This window comes from Streptomyces sp. NPDC001781 (assembly GCF_053596035.1).
Genome location: NZ_JBSFFI010000004.1, coordinates 235,389 through 257,797, shown reverse-complemented (window position 1 = coordinate 257,797; position 22,409 = coordinate 235,389). Strand labels below are relative to the sequence as shown.

Below are 22,409 nucleotides of genomic sequence, written 5' to 3'. Positions count from 1 at the left end.
ACGAGGGGGTCGTGGCTGCCGGGCGCGGGCCCGGCGGGGGCTTGGGGGGTCAGCCGGTGGTCGGCGGCTCGGGTGCGGGGCGGCCGCCCAGGGTGTCGCCCTGGCGCGAGCGGTGGAAGGCGCCGAAGCGGGAGCCGACGTCGTGCACGGGCCGCTTGCGGGGCGTGGTGGGCTCACCCGTGGGGCGCTGGGCTCGCTCGGCCTCGTTCATGGTGCGGCCGGGCTTGCGCACGGGCAGGCCGTTCGGGGTGGCGGAGGCGGGCGCGGCGGCGGGCGGCTCGTGCCGTGGCCGGCCGGGGACTTCCCGAAGGGTCACGGGGGGATCGGGGCGGACGGGCGTCGCGGCGACGGGGGCCGGGGCGGGCGTCGGCGCCTCGGGCGCCGGGACCGCCCGGACGGTGCCCGTCCGGGCCGCCTCCCGCTGGGCGGGCCACGGGTCGCGCTGCTGCGCGATGAGGTGCCGGGGCAGCAGGACGACCACGCCGGTGCCGCCGCGCGAGGAGGGGCGGTAGCTGACGTTGACGCGGTACTTGAGGGCGAGCAGTCCGACCACGGCCAGCCCCAGCCGGGTGCCCTGGAGGGAGGCGAGGTCGGCCATGCTGCCGGCCACCGCGCCCTCGGCGTGCCGCATCGCCGCCTCGGACATGGTCAGTCCGCTGTCCTCGACGGTGACGACGATCCCGGCCCGGTGCTCCTCGACGTAGACGTGCACCTCGTCGGTGGGCGGGGAGAAGTTGGCCGCGTTGTCGATCAGTTCGGCGAGGAGGTGCATCACGCCTTCGGCCGCGAAACCGGAGATCGCGGCCTGGGAGGTGAAGTGCAGCCGGACTCGCTGATAGGCGGCGATGCGGCCGATGGCGCCCCGGAGGATGCTCTCCATCCGGATCGGCTTGTTCCAGGTACGGCTGGTCTTGCCGCCCATGAGCAGTGCCAGCCGGTCGGCGATCAGCACGAGCTGGGAGGTCTTGTGGTCCAGCCGCATCAGGTCGCCGAGCATCTTGCCGTCGTGTTCGTCCTGCATCGCCCGCAGGTCGGCGAGCATGCTGACCGCCTTGGCCTGGACCCGGCTGAGCGCCTTGGTGGAGGCGATCCGGGCACCGCCCGCGCGCCGCTCGCTGCGCGCCAGCTCGCGGACGAACAGCTCGCCCAGCTCGTGCATCAACGGCATCCGGGGCAGCACGAGTTCGCCGAGGACGGTGTCGGCCGAGCGGCCCTCGGCGAGCCGGGCGACGGCTGCGGGAAGCGTCTCCCTGCCGAGCCGCTCCGCCTCGGCCAGCACCTCGTCGAGCGCCTCCTGGATCTGCCGGGACTCCTCGTCGGCTGCGGCCGCCCGGCCGACGGCCTGCTCCAGGGCACCGGCGGAGAGCTGGGCGAGCCGGCGCAGGTTCTGGTCGTTGGGCATCGACACGCCCGCGAGCGCGTCGGCGGCGCCGCTGCCGTTCAGCACCAGATTGTGCAGGGACGGCAGCGTCACGTTGACCAGGTGACCCGTCTGCGCGGCCGTCTGCTGCGCCTGCGCGCGGAGCCGGTCGTTCTCGGCGGCCTGGGCGGCGGCGGCGCGCCTGGCACGGCCGAGGAGGAGGTGCCAGGCGAGCACGGCCACGGCGACGCCCGCCCAGCCCGCGCCGGCCACGATCAGGGTCCACCCGCGGGTGCCGGACGGAGCCGCCCGGACCGCGACGGCGGCCGCGACGGCGGTCAGCGCCACCACGGTCACGGGCACCGCCCACGAACCGCGCTGAACGGCCGTCGAGCGGTGTTGAACGGACGGTGCAGGAACTGACATTCCGCGGTCCCTCGGTCTGCGAGCAGAAGATTCGGCGACCGAACGCCTCGATCGCGGGTCCGGTAGCCGCCACCCCGGAGGAAGGCGATCTTCCAGTCCGGTTACGCCCACATGCTAGTCACACCGGAGTGCGCCGAGTTCCGAATGGCCCCTCCCGAGCCCGCGGACCTGAAGTCGTCGCGAAGCGATCATCGCGGCCACGGGGCGTGATAGAGGGGCTGAGCACCCTTCACCGCCGTTGCCGGGCCCGGAAAGACCTGTTGCGCCCCCGGTGGTGCACCACCGGGGTGGCGTCACCCATGTTCTGATGACTCGTCAATCTCTTGATGGAGCAACACTTTCCAGCCAACCACGGGCCGTCACCGGAAGAGGGCGATGACACCGGCCACCCAGACGGCCAGGAACGCGAGGGCCAGTATCAGACACCCGGCGGCGGCGGCCGAGCCCGCGGCGTCCCGATGTCCGGAGCCTTCCTCGCTCTCCGGGGAAACGGAGGCGAGCGCCGCCAGTTGGTCCCTGGCGAAGTCCGTCGGGGCGAGCGAGTCGGGGCCGGTCCAGCCGAGCGCCGCCCTGCGCCGCGCGGGAGTCCGGTAGCGAGCCTCGAAGGCGGCGGTCTCCCCGGCGTCGCGGTCCTCCTCCAGGTACATCCACCGGCCCGCCTGGGCGGGTTCCCCGTACAGGCGGTACACCTCGGCGAGGCGGCGGCGGAGCGCCGCATCGTGGGGGAACGACGACACCAGTCCACGCAGACGTTGTCGCGCGACGGGGACGCGGCCGGCGGCCAGGTCCTCGTCGACCCGGGCGAGGGTTTCTCTCAGTGGCATGAGCTGATGATCGGCCGTTTGACCAGCGGAGTCGAACGGGTTTCCACCCTGACGGGCGAACGTCGTCGCCAGGGGGGCGCGGGTACCGGGAGTAGGGTCCGCAGCATTGCCCAATTCCGGGACATTCAAGAGGATTTCCTCCAAGGGGCGAAGAATGAGCGCTGCGGACGGCCGTATCGACGTGACGACCGGGATCGCCCGGCTGTGCGAGGTGCCCGGGCTAGCGGGGCCGGGCCGGCTCGGGCTCGTGACCAACCACGCCTGTGTGCTCCCCGACCTGCGCCCGACGGCACCCGCGCTGGTGGAGGCGGGAGTGAATCTGACCGCGCTGTTCGGCCCCGAGCACGGGCTGTACGGCACCGCTCAGGCGGGCTTGGGCGAGCCGGACGAGATCGACCCGGCCACCGGGCTGCCGGTCCACGACACGTACCGCCGCGAGGGCGACCGGCTGGACGAGCTGCTGATCGACAGCGGCGTGGACGCGCTGGTGTACGACCTGCAGGATGTCGGGGCGCGCTTCTACACCTACGTCTGGACGATGTTCGACCTGATGGTCTCGGCCGCGCGCACCGGCGTGCGGTTCGTGGTGGCCGACCGGCCGAATCCGCTGGGCGGGCTCGTCAGTGAGGGTCCGGTGCTGGACCCGGCGTACGCGAGCTTCGTCGGGCGGGCGCCGGTGCCGATCCGGCACGGGCTCACCTGCGGCGAGCTCGCCTGGTCCCTCAACAGATCGGCCGTGGCCGAGGTGGCCGGACGGCAGGTCGACCTGACGGTGATCAGGATGACGGGCTGGCAGCGGAGGATGGACGCGGAGGCCACCGGTCTCCCCTGGACCGCGCCCTCCCCCGACATGCCGACGTACGCCACGGCCGTCGTCTACCCCGGCACCTGCCTGTTCGAGGGCACCAACGTCTCCGAGGGCCGGGGAACGACTCAGCCCTTCGAGACCGTCGGCGCCCCGTACGTCGACACCCGCTTCGCTCCCGCCCTCGCCGAACTCGGTCTGCCCGGCGTGCGCTTCAGGGAGGTGCGCTACGTGCCGACCTTCGACAAGCACGCCGGACGACCCGTGCGCGGGGTCCAGCTCCATGTCACGGACCGCGAGGCCTTCACGCCCGTACGCACCGCCGTCGCCGTGCTCGGCACGCTGCGGCGGCTGTACCCGGAGGACTTCGCCTGGTCCGGGGACGTCATCGACCGCCTCTGGGGCTCCGGCGACCTGCGCCGGACGGTCGACGCGGGTGAGGACCCGCTGCCGTTGTGCGAGCCGCCCGCCCCGCCCGGCCGGTGGGCCGGTGAGGACGTACTGCTCTACCCCTGAGACGGAAGGACGCCGATGACCGATCCCACCACGAGGTCCCGGACCGCGATCCGCGGGTTCCGGGCGGGCGACGGTGCGCCGCTGGTGGAGGCGTGGTGCCGCAGCGCGCCCGCCGACCCCGTCACCGCGGACCGCTTCCGGTCCCTGGTGCTGCTCGACGCCAACTTCGACCCGGCCGGCCTCCGGGTCGCCGTGCAGGACGGGCGCCTCGTCGGGGCGGCCTACGCGGTCCGGCGGCTGACTCCCATGTCCGGCACCGACCTGGAACCGGAACAGGGCTGGCTCCCCTTCTTCTTCGTCGACCCGGCCGCCCGCAGACGCGGGGTGGGCCGCGAGCTGCTGACCGACGCCCTGGACTGGCTGCTCGCCCACGGCCGCACCCGCGTCGACTTCGCCCCGTACACCCCGAACTACTTCCTGCCCGGGCTGGACGCCGGGACGTACCCGGAAGCGGCCGCGCTGCTGGAGTCCCTGGGCTTCCGCGTCGTGGACGAGGCGGTGGCGATGGACCGCCCGCTGACCGGCTACGCCCTTCCGGCGGAGGTCGGCCACCGGATCGCCGAACTGACCTCGCGGGGTTACGCGTTCGGCACCCCCACCGACGACGACCTGCCCGCGCTCCTCGCTCTGGCCGCCGTCCACTTCGTCCCGGACTGGGCACGCGCGATCCGGGCGTGCCTGCTGAACGGCGCCCCGCTGGAGCGGATCGTGGTGGCGCGGGACCCCTCCGGCCGGCTGGTGGGCTGGGCGATGCACGGCACGTACGAGTCGGCCGTGGAGCGGTTCGGCCCCTTCGGGGTGCTGGACGAGATGCGCGGCACCGGGCTCGGCACCGTGCTGCTGCACCTGGTCCTGGAGCGGATGCGGGCGCTGGGCGCGGGGTCGGCGTGGTTCCTGTGGACCGATCACCGGTCCTCGGCGGCCCGTCTGTACCGCCGGACCGGATTCGGTACGACGCGGGTGTTCCGGGTGCTGCGCCGGGAGGCGGGCCGGTGACGGGCGCACCGTCCGGGCCGAGCCGCCGCCGCTTCGCGCTCGCCGCGGCCCTCCTCGCGGCGGGCTGCGCCGGGCCGCACCAGGGCACCGGACGACCCGGCGACCCGATCGTCCTCACCCTGCTCTCCCACTACGCGAGCGGGGAGCTGAAGGCGGCCCTGCAGGGCCCGGTGGACGAGTGGAACGCCACGCACGACCGGGTCAAGGTGCGCACCAAGGCGGTGGAGTTCGACGATCTGCTGACCACGTTCATGGTCCGGCAGGCGGCCGGTCAGGGCGCCGACATCCTCCAGCCCTACTGCCTGTGGACCGGCCAGCTCGTCCGCGCCGGTGTCCTGCGCCCCGCCCCGCCGAAGGACGCGGCGGAGATCACCCGTGGTTACGGCGCGGCGGCGGTCGGCTCCGCGTCGGCCGGCGGGACGGTGTACGGCTATCCCACCGAGGCCCAGACGTACGCCCTCTACTACAACAGGCGTCTGCTCCGCGAGGCCGGCGTCAACCGTCCCCCGCGCACCTGGGGGGAGTTGGAGGACACCGCGTACCGCACCGCCCGGCGCGACCGGTACGGCAACACCCTGGTCCAGGGATTCGGCCTCTCCGCCTACGACGACTCCACCACGGTCGGTCAGACCCTCGCCCTGCTCAACGCGGCCGGGGGCACGTTCGTGTCCGGGGACGGCAGGCGCACCGCCATCGACTCGCCGGCCGGCCGCGCCGTGCTGGACCTGGAACACCGTCTCGTCAGCCGAGGGGCGAGCGAGCCCGGCGTCAACGTCTACAAGGCGTTCCAGTCCGGTCAGGTGGCGATGGTGATCAGCGCCGGATGGTGGACCGGCAGTCTGAAGTCCCAGATGGGCGACTCCTACCGGGATGTGGCCGTGGCCCCGGTACCCGTCCCCGAGCCGGGCGACAGGCCGGCCACCCTGGCCACCGGGTTCATGATGGGCGTCAACGCCTCCAGCCGGCACCCGGGTGAGGCGTGGGAGTTCCTGCGCTGGCTCAACACCGACCGGGTGGGCGTGGGCGAGGGGGCGGGGGCGACCCGGATGAGCGCCCTCCAGGTGTCGGTGGGTTCCCTGACCGGCCGCGCCGACGACATGCGGACGCTGCTCGGCAAGGGCGGCGACCCCAACCTGCGCCCGTTCCTGGACGCGTTGGAGTACGCGGTGCCGGAGCCGAACGTGCCGGGCGCGCAGCGGGCCAAGTCGCTGCTGCGCAAGAACGTCGAGGCGCTGTGGACCGGTCAGCAGTCCGTGGACGAGTCGCTGCGCACCGTCCGGCGCCAGGTCGACCAGGAGGTGTCGCGCTCATGGTGAACGCCCTGGCCCCGGAGACGGCCGCGCGTCCTGAGCGTCCGCGCTCCGCCGCCCCGGCCCGGACGGCCGTGGGCCCCCGCGCCCGCGCCCGGCGCCATCAGGCCGTCGTCGCCTATCTGTTCCTGGCGCCGGTACTGCTGTTCTTCGCCGTCTTCCTCGTCCTGCCGCTCGGCTTCGCGCTGCTGCTGTCGATGTCCCGCTGGGCGGGGTTCGACCTCTCCGGCATCCGGCCGGCCGGCCTGGCCAACTTCACCGCCCTCCTCGCGGACGGTTCGACGTTCCTGGCCCCGGTCCTCACCAACACCCTGCTGTTCGCGCTGGGCACGGTGGCCCTGGCGCTGGCGGGCTCGGTGCTGGTCGCCACCTGCATCGGCAACCTGCGCCTCCAGGGGCTGTGGCGCACCCTGTACCTGCTGCCGATCGTGACGACCGTGGTCGCGGTGGGCAATGTGTGGAAGTACATGTACGAGCCGGGCGGCCTGGTCAATGGCGCCCTGAACGCCGTCGGGCTCGACTCGGTGGCGTTCCTCCAGGATCCGGACACCGCACTGCCCGCGGTGGTGGTCGTCCAGGCGTGGGCGTCGGTCGGCACGGCGATCCTCGTCCTGACCGCCGGGCTGAAGGCGATTCCGGAGTCCTTCTACGAGGCGGCCGCGCTGGACGGCGCCGGTCCGGTGACCGTCTTCCGGCGGATCACGCTGCCGCTGCTCCGGCCGGCGCTACTGTTCGTGTGCGTCACGCAGTTCATCACCGGGCTCCAGTCCTTCGCGCTGATCATCGTGATGACCAAGGGCGGCCCGGGCGACGCGACCGACGTGGCCGCGCTGGAGATGTACCGGCAGGCGTTCTCCTACGGCGACTGGGGCACCGCGAGTGCCGCCGCCTTCGTGCTGTTCGTGGTGGTCCTCGCGGTCACCATGGCCCAGTTGTGGATCTTCCGGCGCAAGGGGGAGGACGCGTGATCCGCCGCCGTTTCCCGTGGCTGTCGTACCTGCTGGTCGTGACGGGCGCCGTGCTCACGGTGCTGCCGTTCCTCGACATGGTGATGACCTCGTTCAAGGGGCCGGGTGAGGCCGGGACGCTGCCGTACCGGTTCCTGCCCGAGGCGTTCGGCCTGTCCAACTACCGGGCGGCGGTCGACCAGCTCGACCTGCCGCTGCTGTTCCGCAACAGCGTGATCGCCACGACCGTGATCAACGCGTCGGTCCTGCTGACGTCGTCCCTCGCGGGCTACGCGCTCGCCAAACTCCGTTTCCGCGGAAGGGACTTCATCTTCCGGCTGGTGCTGTCGACGATGATGTTCCCGCCGTTCCTCTTCTTCGTCCCGCACTTCCTGATCCTGGTGCACTGGCCACTGGCAGGCGGTAACGACCTGCTGGGGCGGGGCGGTGCGGGGCTGACCGTGAGCATCGTGGCGTTGGCGATGCCGTTCCTGGTCAACGGGTTCGGGATCTTCCTGATGCGCCAGTTCATGGTCTCGATCCCGGACGAGGTGCTGGAGGCCGCGCGGATCGACGGGGCCGGGGAGTTCGCGGTGTGGTGGCGGATCGTCGTGCCGCAGACCAAGCCGGTCATGGTGACCCTGGGGCTGCTGACGTTCGTGGACGCGTGGAACGAGTACATCTGGGCGCTGCTGGTGTCGACCGCCAACCCCGGCGTGATGACGCTTCCGGTCGGCATCCAGCTGCTCCAGGACCACGTCGACCCGACCCGCACGATGCCGATCGTGATGGCGGGCCTGGTCCTGAGCATCCTGCCGGTGCTGGTGCTCTTCCTGCTCCTCCAGCGGCACTACGTCCGGGGGATCGCGCTCAGCGGCCTGAAGTGAGCGGCTCTCACAGGTCGATCATCCTGACCAGGAAGAACGCGGCGATCAGCGCACATCCGATGACGATGAGGGACAGCCAGACGCGGGGATGCTCGAAGGGACCGCCGTCCGGCCGCTCGGGATGGGCCTCTGCGGTCGACCCCTCGACGGGCGGGGTCTCGCCGGGCGGGGGCAGTGAGTCGGGCGGGGGCAGTGAGTCGGGCATGATCCACCTCCGGGAAGCGGACGACACGTGCGGTACTTCGGGCCGGGGGCCGCGCTCGGATGCGGCTTCCCCTCCCCGGATCTCAGGATGCCCCGGTTCCGAGCCCGCCGCCGCTCAGCAGCAGCGTCACGTCGAGCACCGCGACCGCGACCGCCGCCGCGAACGCGGCCCGCTCGCGGCGGCGGCCCAGCACCGTCCCGGCCACCGCGGTCAGCCCGGCCCCGGCGAGCGCGGCCACCTGCCGGGCGCCGGGCGGCCCGGCGGGCCCGAGCGCCAGCAGAGCGGACGCGGTGACCAGCGGCACCGGCAGCAGCAGCCGTACCCGGTCGGGGCCGAGCCGCTGCGGCCAGCCGCGCACGCCGGTCGCCAGGTCGTCCCGGATGTCGGGGAGCACATCGCCGAGGTGGGCCCCGACGCCCAGCAGCGCCCCGGCGGCGAGCACCCACCAGGCCGGCCACGGACGCTCCGGCAGACCCAGCGTGACGAACGCCGGAAGCGCGGCGAAGGACACCGCGTACGGCGCCCAGGACCAGCGGGTCGCCTTGAGCCGCAGGTCGTACGCCCAGGCGGCCGCGACGGCGGTCAGATGCGCGGCGCCCGCCGCCCAGCCGCAGGCGAAGGAGAGCGGCACGCACAGGGCCAGCGCGGCGTACGCGGCCGTCCAGACCTGGCGCGCCTCGATCGCGCCGTTCGCGACGGGCTTGCCCCGGCGGCCCGTGGCGAGGTCCCGGCGCGCGTCGAAGGCGTCGTTGCACCAGCCGATGGAGAGCTGGCCGGTCAGCACGGCCCCGGTGGTGAGCAGGCAGCGGCCCGGTTCCTGACCGGCCGAGACGGCCAGCGCCGCCGTCAGCACGGTCACCACCGCCAGCGGGCCGGGGTGGCAGGACCCGGCCAGGGCGGAGACCTTGCGGGCCGGGATCGTCGACTGCTCGGGGGTCGCCACCCGGCGATCGTAGGGGTCCGCCCGGCACGTCACGATCAGGAGCGGCCGGACGGGCGATCTCTGGTGCCGGTCCTGCGGTCCGGGGAAGGGCTGCTGAGTCCATCCGGATCGGTCGAAGTACGGGAGCCTCATGACGCGGATCGCCGCCGTGCACGGTGTCCTCGCGCCGTTCCGCTACGCCCAGGCCGAGATCACCGGCATGGTGGCCCGTGCCTGCCTGCCCGAGGGCGCCGACCGCCGGGTCCTGGACCGGCTGCACCGCAACGCCGGGGTGCGCGCCCGCCACATGACGCTGCCGCTCGAACGGTACGAGACCCTGGACGGCTTCGGCGCCGCCAACGACCTCTTCGTCACCACCGCCACCGATCTGGGCGCCCGCGTGATCAGGGACGCGCTGCGCGCCGCCGGGCTGTCGGCGGCCGATGTGGACCTGCTGGTCTTCACCTCGGTCACCGGCATCGCCGTCCCGTCCGTCGACGCGCGCGTGGCGGGCCGGCTGGGGCTGCGGCCGGACCTGCGGCGAGTGCCGCTGTTCGGACTGGGCTGCGCCGGGGGCGCGGCCGGGCTGGCCCGCGTGCACGACTTCCTGCTGGGGCGGCCCGACCAGGTGGCGGTTCTGCTGTCGGTCGAGCTCTGCTCGCTCACCTTCCAGCGGGGCGACGCCTCGACGGCCAACCTGGTCGCCACCGGCCTCTTCGGCGACGGCGCGACCGCGGTGGTGGCCTGCGGTGCGGACCGTGCGGGCGTGTCCACCGGCCCGGCGATCGTGGACGCCCGCAGCCGTCTGTACCCGGACGCGGGGGACGTACTGGGCTGGGACATCGGGGACTCGGGCTTCAAGGTCGTCCTCGATCCGGACATCCCCCGGGTGCTCCGGCACCATCTCGCCGACGACGTGCGGGAGTTCCTGGCCGACCACGGTCTGAAGCCGCAGGACGTGACAGCCTGGGTGTGCCACCCGGGCGGCCCGCGCATCCTGGACGCCGTCACCGAGGCGCTCGACCTTTCCGCCGAGGAACTCGACCTGAGCCGACGGCACTTGGCCGAGACGGGCAACCTGTCCTCGTCCTCCGTCCTCCACGTCCTGCGCGACACCCTCGCCGAACGCCGCCCACCCTCCGGCACTCCGGGCCTCCTGCTCGCCGTCGGGCCGGGGCTGGCCTGCGAACTGGTGCTGCTGAGCTGGTGAGCACGACAGGAGGACAGATGGTCTGGTACGCGCTGCTGATGGCGGCCGTCGCGGGTGAGCGGGTCGGTGAACTCGTCGTGGCCCGGCGCAACGAGCGGTGGAGCAGGGCCCGGCGGGCGATCGTGGTGGGGGACGGGCACTATCCGGCGATGGTCGCCCTGCACGTGGGGCTGCTGCTCGGCTGCCCGCTCGAAGTGTGGCTCGGGGAAAGGCCGTTCGTGCCCGCGCTGGGCTGGCCGATGCTGGCCGTGGTGGCGGGCGCCCAGGCGCTGCGGTGGTGGTGCATCGGGACCCTCGGGCCGCGCTGGAACACCCGCGTGATCGTCGTACCGGGTCTGCCGCTGGTGGCGCGGGGGCCGTACCGGCTGCTGCGGCACCCGAACTACGTGGCCGTGGTGGCCGAAGGGGTGGCGCTGCCGCTGGTGCACACCGCCTGGGTGACCGCCGTGGCCTTCACGGTGCTGGACGCCGCCGTGCTGACCGTGCGCGTGCGGTGCGAGAACCGCGCGCTGGCCGCCTTTGGCACACCGGTTCCGGCGTGATCGACGTGCTGGTGGCCGGGGGCGGCCCGGCCGGGCTCGCGGCGGCCGTGCACGCGAGGCTGGCCGGGCTGACCGCCGTGGTGGTCGAGCCGCGCACCGCGCCCGTGGACAAGGCGTGCGGCGAGGGCGTCATGCCCGGCGGGGTCGTCGCGCTCGGTGAGCTCGGCGTGGAACCGGAGGGCCGGGAGCTGCGCGGCATCCGCTACGTGGACGGCGTCCGCCGCGCCGAGGCGCCCTTCCGCGACCGGCCGGGGCTGGGCGTGCGCCGTACGACCCTGCACCACGCGCTGCACGAGCGCGCCCTCGCTCTCGGTGTGCCGATCGTGCCCGGCAAGGTCGGCGAGGTGCGCCAGACGCGGGACGGTGTGACCGCCGCCGGGATCACGGCCCGCTGGCTGATCGCCGCCGACGGCCTGCACTCCCCCGTCCGCCGCCGTCTCGGCCTGGAGCTGCCCGGCGGCAGCCGCGGCCGGTACGGACTGCGCCGCCACTACCGCCTCGCCCCGTGGACGGACTTCGTGGAGGTCCACTGGTCCGGTCAGGGCGAGGCCTATGTGACCCCGGTCGCCGACGGCCTGGTGGGGGTCGCGGTGCTGAGCCGGCTCCGGCGCGGCTACGACGAGCACCTGGCCGGTTTCCCGGCGCTCGCCGCCGCGCTGCGAGGGGTTCCCGCCACGCGGGTGCGCGGTGCCGGGCCGCTGCTCCAGCGGGTGCGGCGCCGGGTCGCGGGCCGGGTGCTGCTCGTCGGGGACGCGGCGGGCTACGTGGACGCGCTCACCGGCGAGGGCATCGCGCTCGCCCTGGCGACGGCCGAGGCCGCGGTACGGTGCCTCGCGGCCGGGCGGCCGGAGCGGTACGAGCGGGAGTGGACGCTGGTCACACGCCGTCACCGGCTGTTGACCAGGGCGTTGCTGGCCGCGAGCGGTCGTCCGTGCACCGCCCGGCTCATCGTGCCGGCGGCGTCGCGGATGCCGCCGGTGTTCGCGGCCGCGGTGCACGCGCTCCGGTAGCCGGACGGGCTACTCGTCGTCCTCCGGCATCCGTTCCCCCTCGGCCTGCGAAGGCGTGGTGCGCGGCACGTCGCGGTGGACGGCGCGGCGGGACCGGCCGTCGGTCTCCGGGTCCGGTTCCCGCTCGCCCTCCGCCTGGGACGGGGTGGGGGTCTGCTCGCTCATGTCCGGCCTCCTCCTCGGGGATCGGTGGGGCCCACCGACGTGCGGCTGACACCGGCGGAGCACGGTCTTGGTCTCCGCGGGCGCGCGCCGCGTCCTCCCCCGGGCCGGCGCGCGGCCGGCCGCCACGGAACTGCGAGTCCCCCCGAGGGGAGTACGGAAACGCCCTCGTCCGGGGCCGCCGTGCCCTCGGGCCGTTCAGGGCCGGCCGATGTGGGAACTGCGGGAGATACGCGAGGCGCGCCCCCCTTCGCGGCGAACCGCCTACAGGAAGTGACCCGGCCCATGAACGATTCCAAGCCTCTCGCCCTGGTCACGGGGGCGTCCAGCGGTATAGGTCTCGAACTGGCCAGGCAGCTGGCCGAGCGCGGTTACGACCTGGTCGTCAACGCAGAGAACGACACCCGGCTGCGGCAGGCGGCCCAGGACATCCGGGCGGGGACCGGGGCGTCGGTGGAGCCGGTCCGGGCCGACCTGCGCCACTACGACCAGGCGGAGGGACTGTGGACGGCGGTCAGCGCGACGGGCCGTCCCCTCGACGTGGCGGTGCTCAACGCGGGCGTGGGCCGTACCGGCCCGTTCGCGGAGACCGACCTGGAGGACGAGCTGGAGATCGTCGACCTCAATGTGCGCTCGACCGTGCACCTGGGCAAACGGGTGGTGCGCGAGATGGTGTCCCGCGGCCGGGGGCGCATCCTCGTCACCTCCTCCGCCGCCTCCGTGATGCCCGGCACCTTCCAGGCGGTGTACAACGCGTCGAAATCGTTCGTGCTGTCCTTCACCCAGGCGTTGCAGAGCGAGCTGAAGGACAGCGGCGTCACCTTGACCGCTCTGATGCCGGGCCCCACCGAGACCGAGTTCTTCCGCCGCGCCGGCATGGACGACACGGAGGTCGGCCGGCAGGAGAAGGACGACCCCGCCGAGGTCGCGCGCGAGGGACTGGACGCCCTCTTCGAGGGCAGGGACAAGGTAGTCACGGGGTCCGCCAGGACGAAGGCGGAGGGTACGGCCGCCGCGGTGGGCCCCGGCAAGCTCGAGGCCGAGGCCCGTCGCCGGGTGGCCGAACCCGGCTCGGGCGGCGACTGACACGGTGGACACGAGGCAAGAGGGCCGGTCCCGGGACCGGGCAGGGAGGACGGGCCGGGTGCGCAGCGTGGGAGTGGAGGAGGAACTCCTCCTGGTGGACGCGGACAGCGGCGAGCCGCGGGCCGTCGCGGCGGCGGTGCTGGCGCAGGTCGGCCGGGCCGTCCGGTCGGACGGGGAGCAGGCCTTCGAGCACGAGCTGCAACGCCAGCAGCTGGAGTTCGCCACCGCGCCGCAGACCCGGGCCGAAGAACTCGCGGCCGAGATCCGCCGGTGCCGCGCCGAGGCGGGGCGGCTCGCCGGGCACACGGGGGCGGCGGTCGCCGCCCTCGGCACCTCTCCCCTGCCGGTCAGCCCGGCCCTGACCCCCGACCGGCGCTACCGCTGGATGGCGGACCGCTTCGGACTGACCCTCTCGGACCAGCTCACCTGCGGGTGTCACGTGCACATCTCGGTGGACTCCGACGACGAGGGCGTGGCCGTACTGGACCGCATCCGCCCGTGGCTCCCCGTCCTGCTCGCACTGAGCGCCAACTCGCCCTTCTGGCAGGGCCAGGACAGCTCGTACAGCAGCTACCGCAGCCAGATGTGGGGCCGCTGGCCCTCGGCCGGGCCGACGGACGTCTTCGGCTCCGCCGACCGGTACCACGAGCAGGTACGGGACATGGTCGGCACCGGGGTTCTGCGGGACGCGGGGATGATCTACTTCGACGCCCGGCTCTCCGCCCAGTACCCCACGGTCGAGATCCGGGTCGCCGACGTCTGCCTCGACCCGGACTCCACGGTCCTGCTGGCCCTGCTGTGCCGCGCCCTCGTGGAGACCGCCGCCCGTGCGTGGCAGGCGGGCGAAGCCCCGGCCCGGCTCGGCACCTCCCTGGTCCGGCTCGCCGCCTGGCAGGCCGCCCGGTTCGGTCTGACGGAGCACCTGCTGCACCCCCTGACCATGCGCCCCGCCCCGGCGGAGACGGTGGTGCGCGCGCTGTTCGACCACGTACGCGACGCCCTGGACGACCACGGCGACGCCAGAAGCGTCCAGGACGCCCTCGCGGGCCTGCTGAAGCACGGGAACGGCGCGATGATCCAGCGCGCGATCCTGGCCCGTACGGACAGCCTCCGCGCGGTCGTCACCGAGTGCGTGCGCCGCACCGGCGAGGTATGAGCCCTGAGGGTCCGCGCCTGGCCGATGCCCCGGAGCGAACGGCGCACGGGGGCGAGGGGAAGGTCAGGATCGGTGGGGATCACCGATGGGGAGCCGGGCGAGGCCGCCGGGGAGCCCGCGCGGGGCGGCCTACTCCTCGATGACGGCCACCACGTCGAGCCCGGCGTCGCGGAGGGTGCGCTGAACGGCCCGGCGCGGGCCGCGAATGGTGAGTTCGGCGGGTTCGGGGCGCAGCGTGGCTCCGCGCAGGAGAGCGTAGGCGCAGGCCAGGTCGATGCTGGTCACCTGGCTCATGTCGACGGTCCAGGCGGCGGCCGTGTGCAGCGGCGGGGCCCCGAGCACCTCCTCGAGGTCGCACAGGGCTTCGGCGCCGACGTCCCCGGCCAGGATCAGCTCGGGCAGCCGGACGTCGGCGGCCGAGACCGTCAGGACAGGACCGATGGACGGCTCGAAGGGCGGTTCGGCTGCCATGGTGACCTCCTTCGCAGCCGGAGGCGGAACACTGCTCTGCCTCCATGGTCCCTCAGCCCACCGGCTCCGTGCCCGGCGGACGGCCCGATGCCTCGCTCCGGAACCGCGTACACGGATGAAGGCCAACCTGTTCGACGTGGCCGCCGGCCGGCCCGATCCGCCCGTCGCGGATCGGCTCGACCTGTCGTTCCAGCTGCCGAAGACGCCGGGGGACCTCCGTGTCCAGCGGATCGCGGTGGAGCGGGCCGGCATCCGGGCCCATCTCGGCGGCGGTGCGCTGCCGTTCGGCACGTCGAAGGCGCGGGCGGGGGGCGGCCGCTGATTCAGGCGTCCGGGGTACCGTCCGGCAGATAGCTCGCCAGGCCCCGGAGAATGATCTCCAGGCCGATGTCGAACCGCTCGTCGGACGAGTCGGTGACCATCACGTCGGCCAGCGCGCGCAGGTGGGGGAAGTCCGCCGGGGGGAGGGACGCGAAGTAGTCCTGCATCTCGCCGGCCATCGAGGAGCAGCGCGGCCAGGGAGACCAGGAGCATTCCGGGGCGTGATGATGGCCGCGTCGGTCGTCGTGTTCGCCGCCTTCGCGGTGTACGAGGCGCGGCGCAGCCGGGCGGGCCAGGACCCACTGGTGGTCATCAGCCTGTTCCGCAAGCGTGGCTTCAGCGGCGGCATGGTCCTCGGCCTGGTCTTCTTCTCCGCCATGCAGGGCTTCATGCTGGTCTTCAACCTGTACACCCAGATCGGTCTCGGCTACTCGCCGCTGAAGGCGGGCCTGGTGATGGTGCCCTGGTCGGGCGGCATGATCGTCGGTTTCGGGCTCGCCCAGGCGGTCACCCGGTTCGGCCGCGCCGTACTCCAGGCCGGCTCGCTGGTCATGGCGCTCGGCGTGTCCGCGGTGTGGCTCACCCTCGATCTCGCGGGCAGCGGCGTCGGTCCCTGGCAGCTCCTGCCCTCGCTGCTGGTCACGGGCATCGGGATGGGCCTGCTGATGGCGCCCTTCTTCGACATCGTGCTGGCCAGCGTCGAACAGCACGAGACGGGCTCGGCTTCCGGGACCATGACGGCGGTCCAGCAGCTCGGCGGCGCCTTCGGCGTGGCCGTCCTCGGCACCGTCTTCTTCGGCCTGCTGGGCGGCGGCATCGCCACCGCCGTCGACCACCACGCCGACGGTCTGCGCCGGCAGCTGACCGCCGCGCATGTCGCGCCGGCCGCCCAGGACCGGGTCGTGGCGGATCTGCGGACCTGCGCCGCGGACCGTGCGGTCGCCAAGGAACCGGCCGCGACCCCGGCCTCCTGCACCACGCTGGAGAAGGACACCCGCTCGGTCGTCACCTCTCCGGAGGACGGCTCCCGGATTCCGGCCGCGCTCCGGTCCACCGCCACCTCGGCGTTCCAGGGGGGCTTCGGCTCCGTCATGAAGACCGTGCTGTGGATCGTGGACGGGATGCTGGTGCTGACCTTCCTGCTCGCCTTCCTCCTGCCGCGCCGGGCGCGTCCCGGGGAGTCCGGCGGGCACTGAGCGGACGGACGGGCGGGGCCTCCCCTGGGGCGGGGGTGCCCCGCCCGTGCCGTACCGGGGAGGATGAACCCGTGCTCACTTCGTACGCGGCTCACTTCGACACACCGGCCGGATATCTCGACTTCGCCCGGTTCGGGCCACCGTCGCGGGATGCCGTGGACGCCACGACGCGGGCCCTGGCGGAGTCCGCCCGGGCCGGCCACACCACGGTGGACGGTCTGATGCGCGCGGAGGTGACCGCGCGGGCCACCGCCGCCCGCCTCGCGGGCACCGGCCTCCGGCACACCGTGCTGCTGCCGAACGCGTCCACCGGCCTCTTCCACGCCGCGCTCGGCATCCGGGAGGGCACGGTCCTCGTCCCCCGCACCGACTTCCCCGCCAACCAGTACCCGTGGCGCCGCGCCGCCGGCCTCGGCCGGGTGACGCCCCGCTGGCTGGACCCCGAACCGGGTGGCGGGGTGACCCCGGAACTCGTGCGCGCCGCGCTGACCGGGGACGTCGTGGCGCTGGCGGTGAGCGCGGTGGACTTCCGGACCGGGTTCCGGGCGGATCTGGCGGGGCTGCGCGAGGCGATCGGGCCGGACCGGCTGCTGGTGGTGGACGCCATCCAGGCGTTCGGTGCGGCCGAGCTGCCGTGGGACGCGGCGGACGTCGTGGTGGCCGGCGGCCAGAAGTGGCTGCGGGCGGGATGGGCGACGGGCTTCGCCACCCTCTCCGACCGCGCGCTGGAAACCCTGGAACCGGTGCTCACCGGCTGGACGGGCGTGGCGGAGGCCGGCCTCTTCGACGGGGCGGAGCATCCGCCCGTCCCGGACGCGGGCCGCTGGTCCGTCACCAACCTGAGCCCGGTGACGGCAGCCGCGTTCGCGGCCGCGCTGGACCTCGTGGAGCGGTACACCGTCGGCGCGATCGAGGCGGCCGTCGCGGAGCGGGTCGGCGAGCTGACCGAGGTCGTGCGGGAGTACGGCGGCCGGATCCTCTCCCCCGCCGACCCGGCCCGGCGCGCGGGCATCCTCTCCTTCACCGTGCCGGACCGGGACCCGGCCCTCGTGGCGAAGGCGCTGAACGCCGAGGGCGTCACACCGACCGTGCGCAAGGACTCGCTGAGGTTCTCCCCGCACGCCTCCACCCCGCCCGAGGTGTGCGGTCTGGTCGCAGCCGCCCTGGCGGCCCTCGCGGACTGACCGGGCGGGGGTGCCGTGCCATGATTCCTACTCGGCAGTAGCCATGTGTTCGCGGTAGGAGGCAGCTCAGTGGGCCGTGTGTTGAGTGTGAGCGACAGCATCGTCATCGACGTCCCGCCGGACGCCGCCTACCGGGCGGTGAGCGACCCCGGCGACATGGGCCGCTGGAGCCCGGAGAACCTGGGCACCGCCCCCGGCTCGGCGGCGGGTCCGGCCGGGGTGGGCACCAGCTTCGTCGGACGGAACAGGCGCGGGCACTTCAGCTGGGTGACCCGGTGCACGGTCACGGCGGCCGACCCCGGCCGCCGCTTCGCCTTCCGGGTCCACGCGATCGGCGTCGGCCGCCCCCGCCTGCGCGCCCCCATCGCCACCTGGGAGTACCGCTTCGAGCCGGAGGGCAAGGGCACCCGCGTCACCGAGATCTGGTACGACGACCGCCGCGGTTGGCCCGACTTCGTGGCCGGCGTCTTCGACCGGATCGTCACCTCGGGCAGCACGTTTCCCGATTTCCAGACCCGCAACATCCGCAGGACCCTGGCCAACCTCAAGCGGGAGCTGGAGCGGCAGCCCGCGGAGTGAGCACTCAGTGCCGGTGGTGGGTGTGGTTCTCCGGGGCGTCCTCCGGGGTCTGCCAGCCGACACCCGACTGGTCCTGCGGGCCGCGGCGGGCGTCGGCGCCGGGCGACTGCGTGGACAGGCCGCGCGAGCGCGCCCGCCGGCCGCCCAGCAGGAATGCGCCCAGCAGGATCACGACGACGATCACGCCCACGACCAGGAGCCACAGGGCGCTCCTGCTGGACGCGGCGAGGAATTCAGCAGCGATGTTCATGCAGGGCGGATACCCCCGCGCACGCGGAGAATCCCTCTTCACCGGCCCCGTCAGCCTCCTCCGCTCCCGCGCTGCCCCGAACGGCGTACCGGGTCGCGGCGACCTTCGCCGCAACACCTCCGCATTCCCTTCGGACTGTGGGGAAAACAGGGCCGTTGTGTGCGTGTATTCGCTGGTCAAGGGCAATCGGCGGTCAGGAGGTTATGACAATGGTTCCTTTGCTTCTGGTTCTTCTGCTGGCTCTCATCCTCTTCGGCGCGGGCTTCGCCCTGAAGGCGCTGTGGTGGATAGCGGTGATCGTCCTGGTCGTGTGGCTGGTCGGTTTCTTCGTGCGCCCCACGGGCAGCGGTGGCCGTCGTGGTCGCTGGTACCGCTGGTAGGCGGACCGCGCGCGCACCGCGGACATGACGAGGGGCCCGGCCTTCGAAAGGCCGGGCCCCTCGTCGTGCGCGGAGGGTTCAGGGGCCGGTGAGCTGCTTCTCCGAGTCCTCGTTGCGCAGCCAGATGGTGCGCTGCGGGAACGGGATGTCGATACCGGCCGCGTCCAGCGCGTCCTTCACCCGGCGGCGCAGCTCGCGGGTGACGCTCCACTGCTGGAGCGGGACGGTCTTCACCGCGAGGCGGACGACGACGCCGTCCGCGTCCAGCGACTGCACACCCCACACTCCGGGGTCCTCCAGCAGTACGGCGGAGAAGGCCGGGTCCTGGCGCAGGCCGCGGCCGGCGTCCTCCAGCACCTGGTAGACGGTGTCGAGGTTGGCGTCGTAGGCGACGGCGACGTCCAGGACGGCGCGGGCCCAGTCCTGGCTGTCGTTGCGGACGCGGAGGACCTCGCCGTTGCGGATGTGCCACAGACCTCCGTTGAGGTCGCGGACGTGGGTGAGGCGCAGACCGATGTGCTCGACCTCGCCGACGGCCTCGCCGAGGTCGACGGTGTCACCGACGCCGTACTGGTCCTCCACCATGATGAGCAGTCCGGAGAGGTAGTCGGCGACCAGGCTCTGCGCGCCGAAGCCGATGGCGAGTCCGACCACTCCGGCGCTGGCCAGCAGCGGCCCGAGGGCGATGCCGACCTGATCCAGGATCATGGCAGTGCCCAGCAGGGCCAGGACTATGGTGACTCCGCTGCTGAGCACCGATCCGATGGTGCGGGCGCGCTGTTCGCGGCGCTGGGAGGAGCGGGCGCGGTCGCGCAGCAGCACGGCGGCCCCGCGTCCGGTGCGGCGCGGCGGGCGGGACTCGTGCTCCTCGCCGGAGGGCTGCAGGATGTGCTGGACGACGCGGGTGATGGCCCGCTTGGCCACCCAGCGGATCACCGCCAGGACGACGACGATCAGCGCGATGCGCAGGGGGACCTCGACCAGTGCCGTGGTGTGCGCCTCCAGCCAGTTCGGCCAGGGCGCGGCCAGACGCACGGCTCCGGGTGCGCCGGGCGGTGAGGAAAGGTGCGGTGTCGGCACGACTACTCCGTATTCGACGACTTTCGGACTCGTCGGCCGCGCCTACCCTCGAATACGCAGGACATGATCATCTACGGTGACCGGGTGGACCGGGTCCCCGGACGCGCGTTGCCGGTAGCTCCGCTTAAGGTGTCGTGTGCCCGTTCCTGGCCGGGCGTTCCTCGGGACCGCCGTCTGTCGGCCCGCCGGCGGTCCGGCCACGGCAGGTGACCGTCACTCGTCCCGTCGCTCCCCCCACCCCGGCGACCCACTGGAAAGAGCAGCCTCCGCCATGTTCACCGACACCCCCATCTTCAGCCGTCTCGTCGCGGAACGCGGTGACGTCCCCGCCGAGGTGCGGGGCGAAGCCGACCGCATACACCGCGACCTGGCACGGGTGATGCCACCGGGCACCGGCCTGCCCGGCGCCGGGCCGCACGCGCCCGGCCCGATGGGACCGCCTCCCGGCCGCTGACGGGACATCACCTAGGCCACCCTGCGCAGACGCACCAGCGCGCTCGCGCAGTCGCCGTCCGGCAGGGCGGGGACGGGCAGACCGAAGCCCATGAGGGTCGCGCCCGACCACTTGGCCGCGGTGTCCTCGTCCCGGTAGCGGGCCCCGGGGTCCAGGCCCCGAAGCCGGAGTGGCGGGTGTGCCGGCCCGAAGGAGGCGCTGGGCCGCCACACCAGCAGCACCGTCCGGTCGGCGTCGGGACGCACGTACTGGACGGCGCTCAGGGCGCCGTCGCCCGGCGGGAGCAGCCGGTACTGGTGTCCGTGCTGCACCAGCGGGCGGATGTCCTTGTAGACCCCGATCAGCCGTGCGGCCTCGCGGAGTTCGGCCGGTGTCCACCGGTCCAGGTCGCCGCCGACGCCCAGGACGCCCGCCATCGCCGAGTGGAAGCGGAAGGCCAGCGGTACCCGGCGCCCGGTCAGCGGGTTGGGGCTGTCCGTGACCCAGGCCGACATGACGTGGGCCGGGTAGACCTGGCTGAAGCCGTGCTGGACGGCGAGCCGTTGTACGGCGTCGGTGTTGTCGGAGGTCCACACCTGGTCGGTACGGGCGAGCATGCCGAGGTCGGTCCGGCCGCCGCCGCCCGCGCACGACTCGATCCGGAGCCGGGGGAACGCGGCGCGCAGCCGGTCGAGCACCCGGTGCACCCCGCGCGCGTGCTCGATGTGCACCCGCCGCGCGTCCGGCCCGCCGCCCTGCGCGCCGGCCTCGGTGAAGGACCGGTTGAAGTCCCACTTGAGGAAGTCGACGGTGTTCTCGGCGACGACCCGGCGCAGCCAGTCGTACGCCCACTCGGTCACCTCGCGGCGGGAGAAGTCCAGCACGAGCTGGTGGCGCAGCTCGGTGGCGCCGCGGTCGGGCAGATGCAGCAGACGTCCGGGGTGGCGGCGGTACAGGTCACTGGCGGGGTTGGTCATTTCGGGTTCCACCCACAGCCCGAACGCCATGCCCAGCCGGTGCACCTCGTCGGCGAGAGGGCGCAGCCCGCGCGGGAAGCGCCGGGGGTGCGGGGTCCAGTCGCCGAGCCCGGACCGGTCGTCGTCGCGGGTGCCGAACCAGCCGTCGTCCACCACGAACAGCTCCACCCCGAGGTCGGCCGCCCGCCGGGCCAGGCCCAGTTGGCCCTCCTCCGAGGTCTCGAAGCCGGTCGCCTCCCAGGAGTTGTAGAGGACGGGCCGCAACTCGTCCGGGTGGGGCAGCACATGGCGCCGGACGTAGGTGTGGAAGGCGCGGCTGACGGCACCGAAGCCGTCCGTGGAGTGCACGGCCGCGCTGACCGCCGTGACGTGCCGTCCGCCGGGGGCCAGCGCGACCTCGGCGCCCTCGTGCCCCTCCCCCACGACCACGCCCACCTCTCCGGCCGCCGTGCGCTGCACGGTGAGACGCCAGCTTCCGCTCGCGGCAAGGGCGGTGGCCCACACCTCCCCGTGCTCCTCGTCGGCGGCACCGTCGTCCAGGGCGACCCACGGGTTGGTCTGGTGACCGGTGTGACCGCGCCTGCTGGTCAGCGTGGTCTCGCCCACGGCCACCTCGGTACGGGCGAGCCGGTGCTCGTCGGACCAGCCGCCGTGCACGGCCGACATCCGCCAGCGCTGCCGCCGGGGCAGCGGCCAGTGGGCCGCGGCATGGCGTACGAGGAGCAGCGGGCCGGTGGTGCCGGTGTGCTCGAACTCCGTCCAGCGCTCGATGACGTCGCCGCCGGGCGGCACCCGGTAGTGCGTCTCCCACGCCAGGGGCCGCGCCCGGTCCCGCAGTGAGACCACCACGTGCCCCGCCCCGACGACCCGCACCCCGGTGACCTCGGGCTCGACGGGACTCTGCCCGTCGGCGAACCGGACCTCCAGGGCGGGCACCCCGAACCGCGCGCCGCCCTCGACGGGATACTCCTCCACCCCGTCGAAGGGACCGGCGAAGCTGTTGTCCGGTTCGCTCCGCACGGGCAGCCGGACCGCGTCCTCCAAGGGCAGCGGCGCGCCCCAGTGGACGTGCAGGACGGCTCGGTCCACCCGCAGCACGTAACAGGTGGCTTCGGTCCGCAGCACGACGGTGCCGCTGGGTCCGTCGTACTCCACGGGCGGCGTCATGGGCGGC

Annotated in this window: 26 protein-coding genes; 16 read left to right on the top strand and 10 right to left on the bottom strand. The window is 73.6% G+C overall.

The window, feature by feature from the left end; all coding sequences use genetic code 11:
- Positions 1–49 precede the first annotated feature (49 nt).
- Both ACWCV3_RS05940 and ACWCV3_RS05935 read right to left on the bottom strand, forming a co-directional pair.
- A complete protein-coding gene (locus ACWCV3_RS05940) occupies positions 50–1,786 on the bottom strand; it encodes a sensor histidine kinase (RefSeq protein ID WP_451218940.1) in 1,737 nt (578 codons plus the stop codon).
- A gap of 359 nt (positions 1,787–2,145) precedes the next feature.
- A complete protein-coding gene (locus ACWCV3_RS05935) occupies positions 2,146–2,610 on the bottom strand; it encodes a DUF6584 family protein (RefSeq protein WP_451218937.1) in 465 nt (154 codons plus the stop codon).
- 154 nt (positions 2,611–2,764) lie between these two features.
- Between ACWCV3_RS05935 and ACWCV3_RS05930 the strand changes: the two genes are divergently transcribed.
- The 5 genes from ACWCV3_RS05930 to ACWCV3_RS05910 are packed head-to-tail and all read left to right on the top strand — an operon-like array spanning position 2,765 to position 8,071.
- A complete protein-coding gene (locus ACWCV3_RS05930; RefSeq protein WP_451218934.1) occupies positions 2,765–3,931 on the top strand; it encodes an exo-beta-N-acetylmuramidase NamZ family protein in 1,167 nt (388 codons plus the stop codon).
- A gap of 15 nt (positions 3,932–3,946) precedes the next feature.
- Positions 3,947–4,927, top strand: a complete 981-nt coding sequence (locus ACWCV3_RS05925; protein WP_451218930.1) for a GNAT family N-acetyltransferase — start codon at positions 3,947–3,949, stop codon at positions 4,925–4,927.
- On the top strand, positions 4,924–6,243 hold the full coding sequence (locus tag ACWCV3_RS05920) for an ABC transporter substrate-binding protein (protein ID WP_451218927.1): 1,320 nt from the start codon (positions 4,924–4,926) through the stop codon (positions 6,241–6,243). Before ACWCV3_RS05925 ends, ACWCV3_RS05920 begins: the two co-directional genes overlap by 4 nt.
- A complete protein-coding gene (locus tag ACWCV3_RS05915; protein ID WP_451218924.1) occupies positions 6,237–7,205 on the top strand; it encodes a carbohydrate ABC transporter permease in 969 nt (322 codons plus the stop codon). Before ACWCV3_RS05920 ends, ACWCV3_RS05915 begins: the two co-directional genes overlap by 7 nt.
- Positions 7,202–8,071: a carbohydrate ABC transporter permease gene (locus ACWCV3_RS05910; RefSeq protein ID WP_451218921.1), complete on the top strand. Its 870-nt coding sequence runs from the start codon at positions 7,202–7,204 to the stop codon at positions 8,069–8,071. The genes ACWCV3_RS05915 and ACWCV3_RS05910 overlap by 4 nt, the downstream gene beginning before the upstream one ends.
- Positions 8,072–8,078: 7 nt before the next feature.
- Here ACWCV3_RS05910 and ACWCV3_RS05905 read toward each other — a convergent pair whose 3' ends face one another.
- On the bottom strand, positions 8,079–8,276 hold the full coding sequence (locus ACWCV3_RS05905) for a DUF6480 family protein (protein ID WP_451218919.1): 198 nt from the start codon (positions 8,274–8,276) through the stop codon (positions 8,079–8,081).
- Positions 8,277–8,358: 82 nt separating this feature from the next.
- Positions 8,359–9,219: a UbiA family prenyltransferase gene (locus tag ACWCV3_RS05900; protein WP_451218917.1), complete on the bottom strand. Its 861-nt coding sequence runs from the start codon at positions 9,217–9,219 to the stop codon at positions 8,359–8,361.
- 130 nt (positions 9,220–9,349) lie between these two features.
- Between ACWCV3_RS05900 and ACWCV3_RS05895 the strand changes: the two genes are divergently transcribed.
- From ACWCV3_RS05895 to ACWCV3_RS05885, 3 genes are read left to right on the top strand one after another with little or no spacing between them, the layout of a single operon-like run.
- Positions 9,350–10,408, top strand: a complete 1,059-nt coding sequence (locus tag ACWCV3_RS05895; RefSeq protein ID WP_451218914.1) for a type III polyketide synthase — start codon at positions 9,350–9,352, stop codon at positions 10,406–10,408.
- Positions 10,409–10,425: 17 nt separating this feature from the next.
- Complete coding sequence (locus tag ACWCV3_RS05890) at positions 10,426–10,950, top strand: isoprenylcysteine carboxyl methyltransferase family protein (protein WP_451218994.1); 525 nt, start codon at positions 10,426–10,428, stop codon at positions 10,948–10,950.
- A complete protein-coding gene (locus tag ACWCV3_RS05885; protein ID WP_451218911.1) occupies positions 10,947–11,960 on the top strand; it encodes an NAD(P)/FAD-dependent oxidoreductase in 1,014 nt (337 codons plus the stop codon). Before ACWCV3_RS05890 ends, ACWCV3_RS05885 begins: the two co-directional genes overlap by 4 nt.
- Positions 11,961–11,969: 9 nt before the next feature.
- Here ACWCV3_RS05885 and ACWCV3_RS05880 read toward each other — a convergent pair whose 3' ends face one another.
- Positions 11,970–12,125 (bottom strand): hypothetical protein, encoded by a 156-nt coding sequence (locus ACWCV3_RS05880; protein WP_451218908.1) that lies wholly within the window; start codon positions 12,123–12,125, stop codon positions 11,970–11,972.
- 282 nt (positions 12,126–12,407) lie between these two features.
- Here ACWCV3_RS05880 and ACWCV3_RS05875 point away from each other — a divergent pair, with 282 nt between their 5' ends.
- Both ACWCV3_RS05875 and ACWCV3_RS05870 read left to right on the top strand, forming a co-directional pair.
- Positions 12,408–13,208: an SDR family NAD(P)-dependent oxidoreductase gene (locus ACWCV3_RS05875; RefSeq protein WP_451218905.1), complete on the top strand. Its 801-nt coding sequence runs from the start codon at positions 12,408–12,410 to the stop codon at positions 13,206–13,208.
- A 58-nt stretch (positions 13,209–13,266) separates the two neighbouring features.
- The gene (locus ACWCV3_RS05870) at positions 13,267–14,364 is read left to right on the top strand and encodes a glutamate--cysteine ligase 2 (protein ID WP_451218902.1); all 1,098 of its coding nucleotides are present in this window, start codon (positions 13,267–13,269) and stop codon (positions 14,362–14,364) included.
- Between the two features lie 129 nt (positions 14,365–14,493).
- On the opposite strand, the gene ACWCV3_RS05865 is transcribed toward ACWCV3_RS05870, so the two are convergent.
- Positions 14,494–14,835, bottom strand: a complete 342-nt coding sequence (locus tag ACWCV3_RS05865; protein ID WP_451218900.1) for an STAS domain-containing protein — start codon at positions 14,833–14,835, stop codon at positions 14,494–14,496.
- 115 nt (positions 14,836–14,950) lie between these two features.
- On the opposite strand from ACWCV3_RS05865, the gene ACWCV3_RS05860 reads away from it, so the two are divergent.
- Entirely contained in the window at positions 14,951–15,157 is a 207-nt protein-coding gene (locus tag ACWCV3_RS05860) for a hypothetical protein (protein ID WP_451218897.1), read from the top strand.
- Between the two features lies 1 nt (position 15,158).
- Here ACWCV3_RS05860 and ACWCV3_RS05855 read toward each other — a convergent pair whose 3' ends face one another.
- The gene (locus ACWCV3_RS05855; protein ID WP_451218894.1) at positions 15,159–15,335 is read right to left on the bottom strand and encodes a TetR/AcrR family transcriptional regulator C-terminal domain-containing protein; all 177 of its coding nucleotides are present in this window, start codon (positions 15,333–15,335) and stop codon (positions 15,159–15,161) included.
- 45 nt (positions 15,336–15,380) lie between these two features.
- Here ACWCV3_RS05855 and ACWCV3_RS05850 point away from each other — a divergent pair, with 45 nt between their 5' ends.
- The 3 genes from ACWCV3_RS05850 to ACWCV3_RS05840 all read left to right on the top strand — a co-directional run bounded on the left by ACWCV3_RS05850 (position 15,381) and on the right by ACWCV3_RS05840 (position 18,115).
- Positions 15,381–16,352 (top strand): MFS transporter, encoded by a 972-nt coding sequence (locus ACWCV3_RS05850; RefSeq protein WP_451218991.1) that lies wholly within the window; start codon positions 15,381–15,383, stop codon positions 16,350–16,352.
- Between the two features lie 71 nt (positions 16,353–16,423).
- Positions 16,424–17,536 carry an aminotransferase class V-fold PLP-dependent enzyme gene (locus ACWCV3_RS05845; protein ID WP_451218891.1) on the top strand — a complete coding sequence of 371 codons (1,113 nt, stop codon included), beginning with the start codon at positions 16,424–16,426 and terminating at the stop codon, positions 17,534–17,536.
- A gap of 69 nt (positions 17,537–17,605) precedes the next feature.
- Positions 17,606–18,115, top strand: a complete 510-nt coding sequence (locus ACWCV3_RS05840) for an SRPBCC family protein (RefSeq protein WP_451218888.1) — start codon at positions 17,606–17,608, stop codon at positions 18,113–18,115.
- A 4-nt stretch (positions 18,116–18,119) separates the two neighbouring features.
- On the opposite strand, the gene ACWCV3_RS05835 is transcribed toward ACWCV3_RS05840, so the two are convergent.
- Positions 18,120–18,365, bottom strand: coding sequence for a DUF6479 family protein (locus ACWCV3_RS05835; RefSeq protein ID WP_451218885.1), 246 nt, complete (start codon positions 18,363–18,365; stop codon positions 18,120–18,122).
- A 209-nt stretch (positions 18,366–18,574) separates the two neighbouring features.
- Here ACWCV3_RS05835 and ACWCV3_RS05830 point away from each other — a divergent pair, with 209 nt between their 5' ends.
- Positions 18,575–18,745: a hydrophobic protein gene (locus ACWCV3_RS05830; RefSeq protein ID WP_244336086.1), complete on the top strand. Its 171-nt coding sequence runs from the start codon at positions 18,575–18,577 to the stop codon at positions 18,743–18,745.
- Positions 18,746–18,823: 78 nt separating this feature from the next.
- Here the strand turns inward: ACWCV3_RS05830 and ACWCV3_RS05825 are convergent, their stop codons facing one another.
- Positions 18,824–19,825 (bottom strand): mechanosensitive ion channel family protein, encoded by a 1,002-nt coding sequence (locus tag ACWCV3_RS05825; protein WP_451218882.1) that lies wholly within the window; start codon positions 19,823–19,825, stop codon positions 18,824–18,826.
- Between the two features lie 271 nt (positions 19,826–20,096).
- Between ACWCV3_RS05825 and ACWCV3_RS05820 the strand changes: the two genes are divergently transcribed.
- Positions 20,097–20,279 carry a hypothetical protein gene (locus tag ACWCV3_RS05820; protein WP_037775405.1) on the top strand — a complete coding sequence of 61 codons (183 nt, stop codon included), beginning with the start codon at positions 20,097–20,099 and terminating at the stop codon, positions 20,277–20,279.
- 11 nt (positions 20,280–20,290) lie between these two features.
- On the opposite strand, the gene ACWCV3_RS05815 is transcribed toward ACWCV3_RS05820, so the two are convergent.
- A complete protein-coding gene (locus ACWCV3_RS05815) occupies positions 20,291–22,402 on the bottom strand; it encodes an alpha-galactosidase (RefSeq protein ID WP_451218879.1) in 2,112 nt (703 codons plus the stop codon).
- Positions 22,403–22,409: the final 7 nt, after the last annotated feature.